Annotated in this window: 13 protein-coding genes and 1 pseudogene; 9 read left to right on the top strand and 5 right to left on the bottom strand. The window is 35.7% G+C overall.

Annotated elements, in window-relative coordinates; genetic code table 11:
- The 4 genes and pseudogenes from P6N22_RS08505 to P6N22_RS08520 all read right to left on the bottom strand — a co-directional run.
- Positions 1-195, bottom strand: a pseudogene (locus tag P6N22_RS08505) (ammonium transporter); the annotation flags it as partial.
- A gap of 143 nt (positions 196-338) precedes the next feature.
- The gene (gene purL, locus P6N22_RS08510) at positions 339-2552 is read right to left on the bottom strand and encodes a phosphoribosylformylglycinamidine synthase subunit PurL (RefSeq protein ID WP_280332045.1); all 2214 of its coding nucleotides are present in this window, start codon (positions 2550-2552) and stop codon (positions 339-341) included.
- 63 nt (positions 2553-2615) lie between these two features.
- Positions 2616-3140, bottom strand: coding sequence for a transcription elongation factor GreA (greA, locus tag P6N22_RS08515; protein ID WP_280332047.1), 525 nt, complete (start codon positions 3138-3140; stop codon positions 2616-2618).
- 3 nt (positions 3141-3143) lie between these two features.
- Positions 3144-3470, bottom strand: coding sequence for a hypothetical protein (locus P6N22_RS08520; protein ID WP_280332049.1), 327 nt, complete (start codon positions 3468-3470; stop codon positions 3144-3146).
- Between the two features lie 140 nt (positions 3471-3610).
- Between P6N22_RS08520 and P6N22_RS08525 the strand changes: the two genes are divergently transcribed.
- From P6N22_RS08525 to P6N22_RS08565, 9 genes are all read left to right on the top strand, one after another.
- A complete protein-coding gene (locus tag P6N22_RS08525) occupies positions 3611-4411 on the top strand; it encodes an HDOD domain-containing protein (RefSeq protein ID WP_280332051.1) in 801 nt (266 codons plus the stop codon).
- Positions 4412-4426: 15 nt separating this feature from the next.
- Positions 4427-6361: a ribonuclease R family protein gene (locus tag P6N22_RS08530; RefSeq protein ID WP_280332053.1), complete on the top strand. Its 1935-nt coding sequence runs from the start codon at positions 4427-4429 to the stop codon at positions 6359-6361.
- Positions 6354-7316, top strand: a complete 963-nt coding sequence (gene holA / locus P6N22_RS08535) for a DNA polymerase III subunit delta (protein ID WP_280332055.1) — start codon at positions 6354-6356, stop codon at positions 7314-7316. Before P6N22_RS08530 ends, holA begins: the two co-directional genes overlap by 8 nt.
- Before the next feature lie 61 nt (positions 7317-7377).
- Positions 7378-7779, top strand: coding sequence for a Fur family transcriptional regulator (locus P6N22_RS08540; RefSeq protein WP_280332056.1), 402 nt, complete (start codon positions 7378-7380; stop codon positions 7777-7779).
- A gap of 72 nt (positions 7780-7851) precedes the next feature.
- On the top strand, positions 7852-8778 hold the full coding sequence (locus P6N22_RS08545) for a ribose-phosphate pyrophosphokinase (RefSeq protein ID WP_280332058.1): 927 nt from the start codon (positions 7852-7854) through the stop codon (positions 8776-8778).
- Positions 8779-8787: 9 nt separating this feature from the next.
- Complete coding sequence (gene lepA, locus P6N22_RS08550; RefSeq protein WP_280332060.1) at positions 8788-10902, top strand: translation elongation factor 4; 2115 nt, start codon at positions 8788-8790, stop codon at positions 10900-10902.
- A gap of 1 nt (position 10903) precedes the next feature.
- On the top strand, positions 10904-11467 hold the full coding sequence (locus tag P6N22_RS08555; protein ID WP_280332062.1) for a ComF family protein: 564 nt from the start codon (positions 10904-10906) through the stop codon (positions 11465-11467).
- A gap of 67 nt (positions 11468-11534) precedes the next feature.
- Positions 11535-12002, top strand: a complete 468-nt coding sequence (locus tag P6N22_RS08560; protein WP_280332064.1) for a hypothetical protein — start codon at positions 11535-11537, stop codon at positions 12000-12002.
- Between the two features lie 14 nt (positions 12003-12016).
- Entirely contained in the window at positions 12017-14110 is a 2094-nt protein-coding gene (locus P6N22_RS08565) for a hypothetical protein (RefSeq protein WP_280332066.1), read from the top strand.
- Here P6N22_RS08565 and P6N22_RS08570 read toward each other — a convergent pair.
- A complete protein-coding gene (locus P6N22_RS08570) occupies positions 14107-16119 on the bottom strand; it encodes a hypothetical protein (RefSeq protein ID WP_280332069.1) in 2013 nt (670 codons plus the stop codon). The genes P6N22_RS08565 and P6N22_RS08570 overlap by 4 nt on opposite strands.
- Positions 16120-16133: the final 14 nt, after the last annotated feature.

Below are 16133 nucleotides of genomic sequence, written 5' to 3' on the forward strand. Positions count from 1 at the left end.
TGCATAAGTATTAAGCACATTCTTGCTTCTTGTCATCCCTGCATAAAAAAGTGCAAGACCTGCTGGTGTCATAAGTAATACTAATGCAGCTGATACCATCATCCACGCTGTATCACCTGTATCTAGTTTCGGCGCATCCTCTGCTAACGCCAAAGTCGGTAATGCGAATAACATCGCTACTAGCCATCTCTTCATGTTAATCCTTAAAAATAAAGTACGAAAATTATATACTTTTTAGAAAGAAATAGATACAAATAGTTGATTATTTTTTAATCAGTTAAGTTGATTATATATTGTGCAGTTTTATAAGGGGAGCTATCTATATATAATAGAGAAGACTATAAGTCTCTCTCTATTACTCTTTTAAATGTGTTGAAGTAGTTGTCTTGAAGTTGTTCCATACTCATTGTAACATCGTTAATTTTTACAGAGTCACCACCGATTGTTCCAATTTTTTCACAAGCAAGACCGTTTAATGATGCTTCAAATGCTGCTGCATTCTCAGGTTTTACAGAAACGATTGCACGAGAAAAAGACTCAGCAAAAATATCTCTTTCATCTTCTACAGTCATCGTTACATTACAACCAAGACCTGATGTTGCCGCCATTTTAGCAAGTGCAATAGCCACACCACCGCTTGAAGCATCTTTAGCACACTCTAATAGATGTTTTTTATTTGTTTCAATTACTAAGTCCCAAAGAGCTAACTCTTTTTTATAGTCAATCTCTGGAAGAGTTCCGGCAACAGTACCACAGATCTCTTTCATATATAAAGATCCACCGAATTCACTTTTTGACTCACCAACTAGATAAAGGATATCTCCTTCATTTTGGAAAGTTGAAAGTAATACGTTGTTTTGGTCGTCATTTACACCAACAGTTGCAATTGATGGTGTTGGGAATACTGAAACTCCATTTGTTTCATTATACAAAGAAACGTTTCCACCGATAACTGGAGTAGTAAGTTCAGCACAAGCTTCTTTAATACCTAAACAACCCTCACCGAATTGCCACATAACTTCAGGGTTTTCTGGGTTACCGTAGTTAAGACAGTCAGTGATCGCAAGTGGACGAGCACCAGTCATAGCAACATTTCTACCAGATTCGATAACTGCAGCTGCTCCACCGCCTTTAGGATCGATGTAACAGTAACGAACGTTACAGTCAGCCGACATAGCTAAAGCACGACCGTTTTCTTTTACACGGATTACAGAAGCATCAAGCTCTCCACCTTTTTTTACCGTGTTTGTTTGTACCATTGAATCATACTGAGTATAGATCCAAGATTTATCTACAACTTCCATAGATTTTGTCAGTTTTTCAAACGCTTCTTGGTTTGATACTTTTGCAAAGTCATTAATAGTAGTATCTTTGATCTCATCTAAGTAAGCTGGTCTTCTCATAGGACGGTTAAGTTCTGGTGCTTCTTCTGAAACAGGATCAACAGGAACCTCAGCAACTTTCTCACCATGCCAGAAAAGTTCCATATTTCCAGTAGCCGTTACCTCACCGATAACCGCAGCATCAAGGTCCCATTTTTCAAAAATCTTGATGATCTCTTCTTCACTTCCTTTTTTAGCACAAAGAAGCATACGCTCTTGAGATTCTGAAAGCATGAAGTCATACGGAGTCATCCCCTCTTCACGAGCAGGAACTTTATCTAAATGCATAATCATACCTGAACCTGAACGTCCAGCCATCTCGAAAGATGAAGATGTAAGACCGGCAGCACCCATATCTTGAATACCAACAACGTAGTCAGTTTTGAAAAGCTCTAAACATGCTTCAAGAAGTAATTTTTCTGTAAACGGATCTCCAACTTGAACCGTTGGACGAAGAGATTTTGACTCTTCAGTAAAACTATCCGAACTCATAACAGCCCCACCAAGACCGTCACGACCAGTTTTTGCACCAACATATAAAACTGGATTTCCGATACCTTCTGCACGGCCGTAAAAGATTTCATCCGCTTTTGCAAGACCAAGTGTAAATGCATTTACCAGGATATTTCCGTTATAACATTCATCGAAACTTGTCTCACCACCGATAGTAGGTACACCCATACAGTTACCGTATCCACCGATTCCTTCAGTTACACCGCGAACTAAATATCTTTGGTGTTTAGAGATATCGTCATCGTTTAAAACGTTACCGAAACGAAGTGCATTTAAGTTTGCAACAGGACGTGCACCCATTGTAAATACGTCACGCATAATTCCACCAACACCCGTTGCAGCACCTTGGTAAGGTTCAATAAAACTTGGATGGTTGTGTGATTCCATTTTAAATACGGCAGCGTATCCATCTCCAATATCAATAACACCGGCATTTTCACCTGGCCCTTGAATAACCCATGGAGCTTTTGTAGGGAAGCCTTTTAAATGTACTTTTGAAGATTTATATGAACAGTGTTCAGACCACATTGCTGAAAAAATACCAAGTTCAACAAGATTTGGTTCACGACCTAAAATCTCTTTTATGTGCTTGTAATCCTCTTGGCTTAACTTGTGATTAGCAAGTTGCTTATCTATATCAGGTAGTTGTTGGCTCACAGATAGTTCCTAAAATTTGAGTTTTTAAATGTGGATTATATCGAAAATCTGCTAAATCTTATTTTAATGGAAGGAGAACTCTTTTTTAGTTCGTATATTTTTTTTGAGAGAAAAGATATTTATGTACTCAATAGACTCAATCTCATACTCTTTTATACCCTTAGGAAGTTTTACTTTAAAATCGTCCCCTTCCTCTTTTCCAATCATAGCTTTTGCAAGAGGTGAATGGATCGAGATGAGTCCGTTTTCGATTTCACTTTCCAAAACGCCGCAAAGAGTATATTTTTCCACCTCATCAGTATCTAAATTCACAATGGTAACTGTACTGCCGAAAGAGACTTTTAAATGACCATGTAGAGAGGGATCAATAACCACAGCGGCTTTGATCATTTTATCGAGGTAAAATAGACGTTTGTCTATAAAGCGCAGCTTCTCTTTTGCAGCTTGATAATCTGCATTTTCGCTTCTGTCGCCAAGAGCAGCTGCGACTCTTTTTTCTTCTGCAGTTTTGGGTTTTTCAATCTCAAGCAGAAACTTAAATTCCTCTACAAGAAGATCGTACCCTTCTAAACTCATCGGCTCCGTCATATTTTAATGATGGAAACCTAAAATATAATAAGTGTGTTTTTCCGGAATTTTTTCAACATTTACTTTAAATTTTTCACTAAAGTGTTTCACTTTTTGATGCGCTTCTTCTATCAATGCCGGGGTATCAGCTTCAATTTTGATTTTGAAATAATCTTTTGTATTTGACAGTGCCACATATGAATTATTCACTTTTAAATGATTGTGTAAATCCATAATATGTTTCTCAATTTTTGCATAATCTTTCGTATTTTTTTTAATCTTTTCAAACTGTTCTAGAAGTGTTTGGTTCGGTGCATATCCTAACTGTATTAGCATCGCATCATTTTGCATCGTATATATCCTTGGTTTTATTATTAATTTAAGAGAAAGATCATAACAGTTTTTTGTAAATATCCTACTCGATTTTAGCTCTTATTTATATATTCGTTATATAATTATAAAATAATAAATCATAAAAGAGAGTCTTGCAAATGACTGAAGAAATTTTAAAGAAGATTAAACAGCTTCCACCGCTACCGGAATCTGCAATGCAGATAGAAGCTGTTTATCAAAACCCAGACAGCACTTTTAATGACATGGTGAAGATTCTAGAGAAGGATCCGCTCTTAACTGCAGATATTTTAAAGGCTGCAAATTCTCCATTATACGGCTTTTCACGTGAAATCAATGCTATTTCTCAAGCAGTTGGTTTATTCGGTATGGGGACAGTCAGAGGGTTTGCTTTAGCTTCTATCGTGAAAAAAAGCTTTATCCTTGATCTCTCTCCTTATGAGATTTCAGACGAAATGTTCTCTACACTTTCTAAAAAACAACATGCTCTTGTGACGGGATGGTGTTTGAAAAAAGAAAATAAACTGATGGGTGTTTTATCACCTGCAGCTTTCTTGGTTGAGATTGGAAAAGTAATTATTGCTCAACAAATTATTGCAGACTCAAAACAAACAGAATTTCTTGAAGCTATGACTAGGTTACAAAACGTAGAAGCTGCTGAGAGAGAAATTGTCGGTGCAGATACTCCTGAAGTAAGTGCTTCAATTTTTTCACAGTGGAAATTTGAGCCAAATCTTGTAGATGTTATCGGACATTGTGAAAATCCTGATGAAGCAGAAAATGAAGATATGAAACGTGCAGCTAAAATCCTTCATGTAGTACGTGTTACAGTACCTATTAACGGTGTTGTTACAGATGAAAGTGTTGCAGCGGCAAAAGAGTTAATCGCTAAATACGGGCTTGATTTAGAAAGCTTTGAAGCGGCAATTCAAAATCTATAATAAAATTCCAATACTTTGAAGTCTCTACTTGTTAAACTCACTCATGGATTGAGTGAGCAGGACACTACCGAACATGAACTCAAGCTACTCCAGGAATGGACTGCAAAAAAATACCTTACACATAAAAACGACGTCTACAAATTTCATTCTAAATATCGAGCAGGTACTCTGGGACTTGTACAAAACGACACTGCTTATCTGCACGTAATTGGTGAAAATATTAAAGATCTTTTTATTGAAAATATCGGTGTGGCAACTGAGGGTGATCTCATCATTGCTAAAAGACTTTTGGGAAAACGAGGGACACCTGCAGCTGAAATTGCAGAAGTTGTCGGCCGTGAACAGACGTATTCAATTGGATACATTATTGAAAAGTATAATCATAGATCATTGGTAGATCTTAAAACAGAACATCCTATCGGTGCAGAGTTTAGCACAGAGCAACTCGCTTCTCACGAAATAGGCGATGTTTTTACGATAGACAACCTCGAAAATAAGGTAATTGATTTTTTAGGAAACTTGGCAGACCCACTGGTTGATGAAAAAATAGTTCTTGCCCAGTTTAATAAACATGATGAGTTTGATGCAGAAGTTTTAGCAGAAGCACAGTCCTTTAAAGAAGTCGATGCTTCCAAATATCCAAAAAGAAGGGACTTAAGAGAACTTCCATTTTGTACAATTGACCCTGTAACGGCAAAAGACTTTGATGATGCAATCTACTGGGATCAAGACAATACAACACTCTATGTTGCAATTGCTGATGTTAGTGAATATGTCAAACCTTTCGGTGCTGTAGATAATGAGGCAATTTACAGAAGTTTTTCAATCTATCTTCCTCACCGCTCTATCCCTATGCTACCTCGTCAGCTGAGTGAAACACTTTGTTCCCTGCAGCCTCATAAAGACAGATTATCATATGTTTTTGAGATGAAACTTGATCTTGAATCTCTTGAGGTAACTCATTCTGAAGTGTATGAAGCGATCATCCATTCAAAAAGAAGATTTAACTACGAAGAGATAGACCATTTTTTTGAAGGAAACTACAAAGCTCAGAACAAAGATGAAGAAGATGTTTTAAAAGCACTGGAACAGCTCAAACCTGTAACTGATGCCCTGAGAGAAAAAAGATTGAAGATCGGTTTTGATTTCAGATCGAGTGAAATTGAGATGAAGATCGATGAACAACACCATATCATTTCAACTGAAGAAGCTGAAGAAACACCTTCACACTCTTTGATCGAAGATTGTATGCTTTTAGCGAACAAAGAAGCAGCTTCAAGGTATGAACGCGGTATCTTTAGGATCCACGAACCCCCTAGTCAGGCAAAACTTCAAACTCTTTATCAAGAACTTTCATCAATCGGTATTCAGATAGAGATCAAAGACACGGTTAAAGAGACAATTGAATTTATTCAAACACAAGCAGAGGAACTTGGTCTGGCAAGCGAAGTAGATACTCTTATTATACGCGCACAGATGCAGGCACGATACTCACCGTTAAACCATGGGCACTTCGGTCTTGGATTTGAACGCTATACACACTTTACTTCACCTATTAGAAGATACAGTGACTTAATTGTTCACCGTTTACTCAAAGCGATTAATGCAGGTGATACGGCTGAGGGTTCTTATGTCCTTCGTAATATAGAATCATTGGCAATGGCAATCAGTGAAAAAGAGCGTGAAGCGAGTACCATAGAAATAGAATTTATGGCACGTAAATATGCACGTTGGGCAAACGACAACTTAGGACGTGAATTTAAAGCAAGAATCTCGGCAACAGACCCTGAACTCAGAGCCGATCTTCATGATGAAATTATCGGTGCAAAATTACAGCTCACGGCTCATGACAACTATGTTCTTTTTGAAGACGTCATTGTAAGAATCGATAAAGTAGATATCCCTAAAGCAAGAATATTTGCGACTGTTGTAAGAAGAGTTGATGTATAAAGCAGAGTTTGACAAACATATCCAAAACAAAAGTGTCTCGAATGCTTTTGTTTTTTTTGGGGAAAGTATTTTTCTAATAGATATGTATACAAAACTGATGACAAATATAGAAGATGCGAATGCAATCACCTTTTATTATGATGAATACGATTTTAACTCTGCAAAAGCACATCTCTCTCAAGCTTCACTTTTCGGCGATCGTAATATTCTAATTATTAAAAGTGAAAAGAAAGTCAATAAAAAAGAGCTTGACACACTGTTAGAACTTTGTGAAAAAAATCCCGACAATGTTTTTGTATATGCTTACTACGGTAGTGATCACAAAACATATACCAAAGCATTTGCCAAAACAAAAGCAATGAGTGTCCGCTTTTTCAATCCTAAAGATTATGAAGCACAAAACATTGTGCTCTCTTTAGCATCACAAAAAGATATTAAAATTGACAAGTACACTATTGCACATCTCTTAAAGATTCATAATTCCGATATATCTCTTGCTGCTAACGAACTTGACAAACTTTCAGTATTTGACAGAGAAATTTCAACAAAAGATATAGATAATATAGTATTTGGTTTAGGTGAAATCAATTTAGAAGATTTTATTAAGAAACTTCTGGAAAAACGCGATATCACCGAAGATCTGCAAAATATTCTAGAACACGGTGAAGATGAGATCCGAATTCTTACAACCATTACATCTTACATAACTCAACTCTATATGTTCAATATTTACATCCGCGTTAACGGTGCGCCAAATGCCCTTGATATATTGGGTTACCCTGCTCCAAAGTTTGTAGTAGATGCAAAAGCAAATCAGGCAATAAAAATCAAACCGCAGACATATTACAAGCTACATGAACTTCTATTGCAGAATGAATTAAAAATGAAAAGCAGCCATAATGACAAGGGTGCAATTTTACGTTCAACCTTAATCAAACTTCAAAAAACTCTTTAAAAAAAAATATAGTTAAAATATAATGATTATCATTTAATAAACGGTATTGTACAATTTAAACATGGAAAACTATACAGAAATGTTAAGAGCACATCATCTTAAAGCAACGCCTCAACGTATTGAGATTACGAATGCTTTATTGATAAACGGGCACTTAACGATAGAAAAACTCTATGATATATTGTTAAAAAAGTTCAATTCTATATCATTGGCTACTATCTATAAAAATATAAATCTTATGATAGAAAATGCCTTTATACAAGAGGTAAAAATTCCAAATGCCAAATCTGTATATGAATTGACAAAAGAGGCACATTCCCATTTAGTATGTGAAAAATGCGGAAGTGTAGAGGATTTGCATATAGACTTATCCCCTATGAAAAAACTAAATTTGAGCAAAGTAGACTTTCAAGTAAATAAAGTCGATATGGTTCTCTCGGGAATTTGCAAAAACTGCCAATAGTTTTTTCGTTTTAACATCTTCTTAGGACTCTTGCAGTATAATCACGTATTAATTTTTCCAAAGGGTTAACTTATGCGTGGTTATAAAATTTTTGCTGGTTCTGCAAGTGTTGATTTTGCTAAAGAGATCTGTTCCATTTTAGACGTGCCTTTAGCACAAGCAGATATCAAGAAATTTAGTGATGGTGAGATCTCTGTTCAGATCTCTGAATCTGTTCGTGGTCGTGATGTATTTATCGTACAATCAACGGGAGCACCGTCAAATGACAACTTAATGGAACTGCTTATCATGGTTGATGCACTTCGTCGCTCTTCTGCGTCAAGCATCACTGCTGTTGTACCTTACTATGGGTATGCAAGACAAGATCGTAAAGCTGCTCCGAGAGTTCCGATTACTGCAAAACTAGTAGCTGATCTGTATCAAACAGCAGGTATTGACAGAGTTGTTACTATCGATCTACACGCTGGTCAAATTCAAGGATTCTTCGATATCCCTGTTGACAACCTTTACGGAAGTATCACTTTTGAAACATATATCAAATCTAAAAACCTTAAAAACCCTATCATCGCTTCTCCTGATATCGGTGGTGTTGCACGTGCTCGTTACTTTGCAAGCCGTTTAGGTTTAGAGATGGTTATCGTTGATAAACGTCGTGAGAAAGCAAACGAGAGTGAAGTTATGAATATTATCGGCGATGTAAACGGTAAAGACGTAATCATGATCGATGACATGGTAGATACTGCCGGAACTATGGTTAAAGCAGCTACTGCACTGAAAAACAAAGGTGCTACTTCGGTAATGGCATGTGCTACACACGGTGTTTTAAGCGGTAAAGCATATGAGAACCTTACAAACGGTGAATTAGACGAATTAATCATCACTAATACACTAGAGACAAAACCACATAGTAAAGTTAAAGTTTTAACAGTTGCTCCACTTTTCGCTGAAGTAATCCGCAGAGTTTACCACAATGAAAGTGTAAACAGCCTGTTTATGTAGAGGACAAAATTGAAAAACATTAGAAATTTTTCTATTATTGCACATATCGACCATGGTAAAAGTACCTTGGCAGATAGAATTATCCAAGAGTGTGGTGCCGTAAGTGATCGTGAACTTACAACTCAAATGATGGATACTATGGATATTGAGCAAGAGCGCGGTATTACGATCAAAGCACAATCTGTGAGACTTGACTATGTAAAAGACGGTGAGCACTATATCCTTAACCTCATTGACACTCCGGGCCACGTTGACTTCTCATATGAAGTCAGTAAGTCTCTTGCTTCTTCAGACGGTGCACTTTTAATTGTAGATGCTGCTCAAGGTGTTGAAGCACAGACTATTGCCAATGTTTATCTGGCACTGGACAATGACCTTGAACTGATTCCTGTAATCAATAAAATCGACTTGCCAGCAGCTGAGCCTGAACGTGTTGCAGAAGAGATTGAAACTTCAATCGGAATCGACGCAACAGATGCTGTACTGGTAAGTGCAAAAACAGGTATAGGTATTCGTGAACTTATTGATGCTATTGTTGACAGAGTTCCTGCTCCGGTAGGAGATCCTAATGCGACAACAAAGGCTATCATTTATGACAGCTGGTTTGATAACTATCTTGGTGCACTTGCACTTGTTCGTGTATTTGACGGTGAAATCACTAAAGGGCAAAATATTCAATTAATGAGCTCTAAAGAGGAACATCAGGTTCTTGACCTTATGTATCCACACCCTAAACACAAGATCAAAACTCCATCAATTAAAGCTGGTGAAATTGGTATTGTTGTTCTTGGTCTTAAAGAGGTAAGTGTTATCAACGTAGGTGATACAATTACAGATGCGAAAAACCCGGCAGCAGAACCTGTAGGTGACTATGAACCGGCAAAACCGTTTGTCTTTGCCGGACTATATCCAATCGATACAGACAAATTCGAAGATCTTCGTGATGCACTCGACAAATTAAAGCTTAACGACTCTTCGCTATCGTATGAACCGGAAACATCGGTAGCACTAGGTTTTGGATTCCGTGTAGGTTTCCTTGGTATGTTACATATGGAAGTAATTAAAGAGCGTTTAGAGCGTGAATATGGTCTAGACCTAATTGCAACTGCACCGTCNCTTAAAGAGGTAAGTGTTATCAACGTAGGTGATACAATTACAGATGCGAAAAACCCGGCAGCAGAACCTGTAGGTGACTATGAACCGGCAAAACCGTTTGTCTTTGCCGGACTATATCCAATCGATACAGACAAATTCGAAGATCTTCGTGATGCACTCGACAAATTAAAGCTTAACGACTCTTCGCTATCGTATGAACCGGAAACATCGGTAGCACTAGGTTTTGGATTCCGTGTAGGTTTCCTTGGTATGTTACATATGGAAGTAATTAAAGAGCGTTTAGAGCGTGAATATGGTCTAGACCTAATTGCAACTGCACCGTCTGTTATTTATCATGTTTATATGACTGATGGTTCAAAAATTGAAGTACAAAACCCTTCAGAACTTCCACCGGTGCAAAAGATTGATAAGATTGAAGAGCCTTATGTACGTGCAACGGTAATTACACCGAGTGAGTATCTAGGAAATATCATTACATTACTAGTTTCCAAACGTGGAAATCAGTCGAAAATGACTTATCTTAATGAAGACAGGGTTATGCTCGAATACGAGATTCCAATGAATGAGATCGTTGTAGATTTTTACGATACACTAAAATCGATCTCAAAAGGGTATGCTTCTTTTGACTATGAACCGCTTGATTTTAAAGTGGGTGACCTTGTGAAACTTGACATCAAAGTAGCTGGTGAAGCTGTTGATGCATTGAGTGTTATAGTACCTCGTACGCAAGCACTTGCTCGTGGCCGTGCGCTTGTAAAGAACATGAAAGAGTTAATCCCTCGTCAACTTTTTGAAGTAGCTGTTCAAGCTTCTTTAGGCTCTCAGATTATTGCACGTGAAACTGTAAAATCTATGGGGAAAAACGTAACTGCTAAATGTTACGGTGGGGATATCACACGTAAACGTAAGCTTTTAGAAAAACAAAAAGCGGGTAAAAAACGTATGAAGTCTATCGGTAAAGTTCAGCTTCCGCAAGAAGCCTTTATGTCAGTTTTAAAAATGGACTAACATGCGCTGTATGATGTGTGAAAGGTTTTCTTTCTCACACATCTGCTCCTCCTGTCAAAATAACTTTTTACAACCCTCTTTATATAAAAGAACTCTTCCTAATAATATTCAGCTTATCTCTTTTTATAAATATGATGAGATAAAAAAACTGCTTCATACAAAACATAGCGATCTTGGTTACCATATATATAACATTCTGGCAAAACTCTCATTTGCAAAATTTGCCGATGAATTTCACACTGATGAGAAATTTTTCTCAATTGCAGTAGATGATCATGTTCGACACGGTTATTCTCATACAGCCATTTTAAATAAACATCTTAAATCATACAATATTACACCTCTCTACAACCAATTACGTGCACAAAACCACTTAACTTATTCGGGAAAATCCAAATATTTTCGCAGAACTAATCCTCGATCTTTTAAAAGCAATACAGGTGTAAAAGAAAATATTATACTCGTAGATGACATAGTCACTACAGGAACTACATTGAATGAAGCTATAGAAACTTTTGGAAAAGAGAGGGTATCTTTTTGTTTAAGTCTAGTCGATTTAAACTAAAAAGTATTGATGAAAAAAGATCCACTCCTGTAATATCACTGTAATTAAAAAAAGTTATAATTGTTGCATGTATAAGACAATATTATTAACTTTACTTCTAAATTGTTTTTTGTTTGCTAGTGATGTGGACCTTACGCAAAAGCTGTCCTATAATACACAAATACAGCTTGCTCACGCTATTCAAAAAGAGGCTATCGTCTATGGTTCTGGTCAACAAAAAGTCTATGTGTTTATCGATCCATGGTGCCGTTACTCTAGAAAATTTATTACTATGGTGTCAAGCAATAAAGAGATGCTTTCAAAATACCGTTATTATCTTTATCTCTACGGTATTCCAAGATTACATTCCCAAAATGCAATAGCAGCTGTTTATAATGCTAAAAAACCTTTATCTACACTTTTAAATATTATGCTTCATGATGATAAAACAGTTATGCCGCTTAATACAAATATACAAAATAAAATAAACACAATAGCAAATACAGCAAAAGAACTTCATGTCAACAAAAGACCATTTTTAATAATAGAGAAATAAACTAAGGGACTTCAATGTACTATAATACACCGAACATTCATAGATACCTCGACTTTATAGTCAAGTTTCGCAAATTCATCATTTTATTTTTTATATTTTTAGCAACATTGAGTGCTACACTTTTTCAACCGAAATTTTTATCATCAGACGAATTGTTTTGGCTTAACAGTTCAAAAGAGTTGCAAAAAACGGAATCAAAAAATTTCACTACCTATATACAGTCAAAACTAATTGTAAAAATTGAAACACTTAACGATGAGACACTTAGCCTTTTACAAAAGCTTCATACAGACTTGTCATCACTTAAAAATGTCAAAAAAGTCTCCTCTATTTTTAGTAATGATTTTATTGAAAACAGATATGATTCAAATAGTTCAAATATGCTTGTTGTTCTTAACGGTACAGAAGTAGATACTTTCAAATTAAAACAACTTCTTAAATCGGCACATAATGACTATTGTAATGTCGTAGATAAAGAGTTTTCAACATTCTATTTCTATATAAGTGCGACAGAAAAACTAGATATCTCCGGCTTAAAAATTCCGGGTAAATATCAGTATATAGATTCTGTGGATGAGATCAAATGGAGTATATTATTTATTTATGCATTTATCTTTGCATCTGTTCTTTTACTTCTCTTTAGAGTATTATTTAGAAACTATATTGCAGCTTTTATTGCAATGTTTGTCATTACTCTCTCTACTGTACTGACATTTACTACTATAATTATGCTCACGGGAATACATACTATCCATATTACTATGCCGTTTATTACAATCAGTATTGCATTAGTTGAATTTTTGTATTTTTATTATCGCTGGCATGTATCACAGTATAAAACAAATGTTTTTCATTCTTTGAGAAAAATGCTTAACAGAAGTATGATACCGGCAATGTGGACATCAGTACTTACGATCCTAGGTCTGGGAAGTTTGGTACTGATAGACTCAGACATTATTAAACTGCTGAGTCTTAGTGTAATTGTTTCATCTGTTATGAGTTATATATTAAATCTAACTCTGCTCCCTGCCCTTTTAAGCTACTTTACACTGAAGCACACACATGTACCATATGCAAAACTTGGATTTATGCTTTCATCGAATGAGCTTCACTACAATAGAAAGTTTTTATATACGTTTTTATCTATAACTTATTTACTTTTACTTGTCGGTGGTTTTTTGATCTATTCTAAAAGTCATAATTTTTTTGAACTTCATGTACAAAATGAACAGATTGAACTCAAGATACCATACGAACAAATAGATTTAAACCTCATCAATTCTCTAGACCAATTCTCACAGGACATCCAAGAAAAATTTGAAGATGGTTTGGGAGACGTAGTCTCAGTAGTCACACTTATTAAAAACCTTAACGAAGCGAATACGCAAACAGATACACTTGATGAAGAAGCTTTACTGCAAGCACTGTTTTATATTGACCTCTATAAACTCAATGACAAATATTTTGATGATAATTCTGTTAATCTTGTTATTAACATATTCGATATCAATAAACTCGAATTGCTGGACTGGCTGGTTAACTATAAGGGAATTAATCTTTATTTTCTTGATCAAGATTCGCTTTTAAGTATTGCCAAATACAATCAGACAATTTTATTGGCTACTTCACTCTTTGCAGCACTGTTTTTAATTGGACTTGTTACAGGATGGATATTTAGATTAAAGACTATGATATTTGTCGGTTTTAGCGTAAACCTCATCCCGATATTGTGGTTTGGAGTCCTAATTACCGTATTTGATATACCTCTGAGTTTAGAGATGCTCATAGCAATGACTATCTCTTTAGGGCTTGCTTCGGATGCGACAATCCACTTTGCTTTTAAATACTTCCGTCTACGTTATTTCGGGCATTCACAAAAACATGCCCTCGAAAAAGTGTTTTTCTATGCAGGTATTCCGGTAATTATAGGTTCAATAGTACTGATCACTATTTTTGGTTCACTTTACTTTTCCCAAGTACAGTCTCTACAACTCATCGGTTTATACAGTGCACTACTCATTACTCTTTCTTTACTGAGTGATCTCTTTATTCTTCCTGTAATGCTTTTATTTGTAGATAAGTATCACCAACTCAAACAAGCTCGTTAGAAGAGCTTGTTGAAGAGTTTATCCAGCTGTTTGTTTGCCTCTTTTTTGATAGCTTTGTTTGCTTCATCTTTAATGATTGCACTCGCATCCACTTTCACTTTAGGTGATTCAACATTACCTTGAAGCGTAACATAAATTGCTGGATTATTATTTGCAATAATTTTAATATTCGAATCAATATTTTTTGTTTTTGAGTTTAACTTTGTGTCTTTTGTATAGATAGAAGACGTGTTAGACTTTAAATCTAGAAGAGCCGTTATGTTTTCTTTTTTAATCACAGCGTTTGCATTTCCGACAAATTTTTGTTTATAGAGATCCACTTTTGCAAACTGTTTTGTCAAATCTAAGATCTGATTTGGCATAAACAATCCATCTTTTAGATCAGCATCAAATTTCCCGCTAGCTTGTGCCAGATTATATGTCACTTTAGCATCAATATTTGATTTGAACACTTTGGGATAGATCAGCATATCTAAAATATCCAAAGTCTGCATCTTATTTATGTAAGCGACAAAATCATCATTATGCAGTTTTGCATCTAATTTTCCACCTGCAAAATTACTTACTAGGGTAAAATCCAAATCTTTTGCTTTTTTCAATTCACCTGTAGCTACGATCGCACCTTTTAAATGTCTTTGAGTAACAAAAAAGAGCCTATCTAAATCATGAATAATAGCTTGATAATCACTTGATATGGAACTCTCTTTTAGATCAAATCGTGCCTGCTTAATATCTAAGTTTGCCATATTTGACTTGAGTAGTACTTTAGTATCTATCTTTGTTCCTTTTAGTACAGTGTTTGTCTTAGCACTGAATGTAGTATACGGCATAAGTGATTTGAACTCATATGTCTTCGTAAGATATTTACTGTCAAGTACACCCTCTGTTATTGCCGTGTTTACATTACCTTGTAAGTTTTTCGGATCTAAACTACTCAAAGCTGCATCCAGATTAAATGTAGCATCTGCGTAATGGGGCTGTTTAACCATATAAAGAAGTTTTTGCAGTTTTAAATGTTTTATAGCCAGTTTTACACTATCAGGCTGGAAGTTTTTAAGATCAGCTTGAAAAGCAGTTAAAGAATCTGCAATATCACTCTTTCCGTCTATTACCATTTTTTCTTTTGAACCTTTTACCGTTCCGCTAAGATTGAGTGCACCTCTAATGTCTGCTTGAGTGAGAGGTTTTAAAACAGCAAGTTCTTGAACATTTAGAGCATACGTCGAGTCTATATTTAAAGGTTCCGGTACTACTTTTCCTTTAGAACCTATTTTTGCGAGGTTTGAATTAAGTAAGTAATTATAAATAAGATCATCACCCTGGAGCTTTGCATCGAGCTTCATTTTAAAAGCAGTTTCAGGAATTGTAAGTTGAAAGTCTTTTTTCATAACTTGTGTATTTAACTTTCCATTTGTAGTTAAGAGTTTTACATCTCCGTCAAGTTGATGCGGTTTGATATTTTTAAAATTCAGGTCAAGATCAACCTGTGCACTTGCATACTGTTTTTGCCCTGCCATTGCAAGCAAAGTACTTAGATCTAAGTTATCAATCTTAGCGATGATTGAAGTAGGATTAAACTCCTGCAACTCTACATGATATCTTGTAGCACTCTTAGCAAGATCACTTTTTCCATCAATTGTAAGAAGTTTCGAGTTACCTACAACAGTCCCGTCTGTCAGAAATGAGCCTGAAAGTTTTGTTTGAGTCAGTGCTTCCAAAGATGCTAATTTATTCAGAACTACATTGTATTTGAGATCAAAAGACTGAGCAAATAGTGAATACTTTCCTTTTACAGATATACTATTGTCTTGATCGAGGAATAAAACAAAATCTATACTACTCATATTGAGTACAAATGTTTCTAACTTCACATCCTGTTTTGTTGCTTCTTTAATTTTCCCCTCTATAATAGGACCTACAATACCATTACCGAAACTTGTAAACGCTAAAACATAAATTCCTATAACCAATACGATCACTATCGCTGCAAACCACTTTAGAAACTTCATAGTCACTCCAATTA

This window comes from Sulfurimonas sp. C5 (assembly GCF_029872055.1).
GTDB lineage: Bacteria > Campylobacterota > Campylobacteria > Campylobacterales > Sulfurimonadaceae > Sulfurimonas.

Excerpts from the sequence above, each read along its gene's own strand:
- greA (WP_280332047.1), bottom strand. The coding sequence starts at position 3,140 with ATGACGGAGCCGATGAGTTTAGAAGGGTACGATCTTCTTGTAGAGGAA.
- P6N22_RS08520 (WP_280332049.1), bottom strand. The coding sequence starts at position 3,470 with ATGCAAAATGATGCGATGCTAATACAGTTAGGATATGCACCGAACCAA.
- P6N22_RS08525 (WP_280332051.1), top strand. The coding sequence starts at position 3,611 with ATGACTGAAGAAATTTTAAAGAAGATTAAACAGCTTCCACCGCTACCG.
- holA (WP_280332055.1), top strand. The coding sequence starts at position 6,354 with ATGTATAAAGCAGAGTTTGACAAACATATCCAAAACAAAAGTGTCTCG.
- P6N22_RS08540 (WP_280332056.1), top strand. The coding sequence starts at position 7,378 with ATGGAAAACTATACAGAAATGTTAAGAGCACATCATCTTAAAGCAACG.
- P6N22_RS08545 (WP_280332058.1), top strand. The coding sequence starts at position 7,852 with ATGCGTGGTTATAAAATTTTTGCTGGTTCTGCAAGTGTTGATTTTGCT.
- P6N22_RS08555 (WP_280332062.1), top strand. The coding sequence starts at position 10,904 with ATGCGCTGTATGATGTGTGAAAGGTTTTCTTTCTCACACATCTGCTCC.
- P6N22_RS08560 (WP_280332064.1), top strand. The coding sequence starts at position 11,535 with ATGTATAAGACAATATTATTAACTTTACTTCTAAATTGTTTTTTGTTT.
- P6N22_RS08565 (WP_280332066.1), top strand. The coding sequence starts at position 12,017 with ATGTACTATAATACACCGAACATTCATAGATACCTCGACTTTATAGTC.
- P6N22_RS08570 (WP_280332069.1), bottom strand. The coding sequence starts at position 16,119 with ATGAAGTTTCTAAAGTGGTTTGCAGCGATAGTGATCGTATTGGTTATA.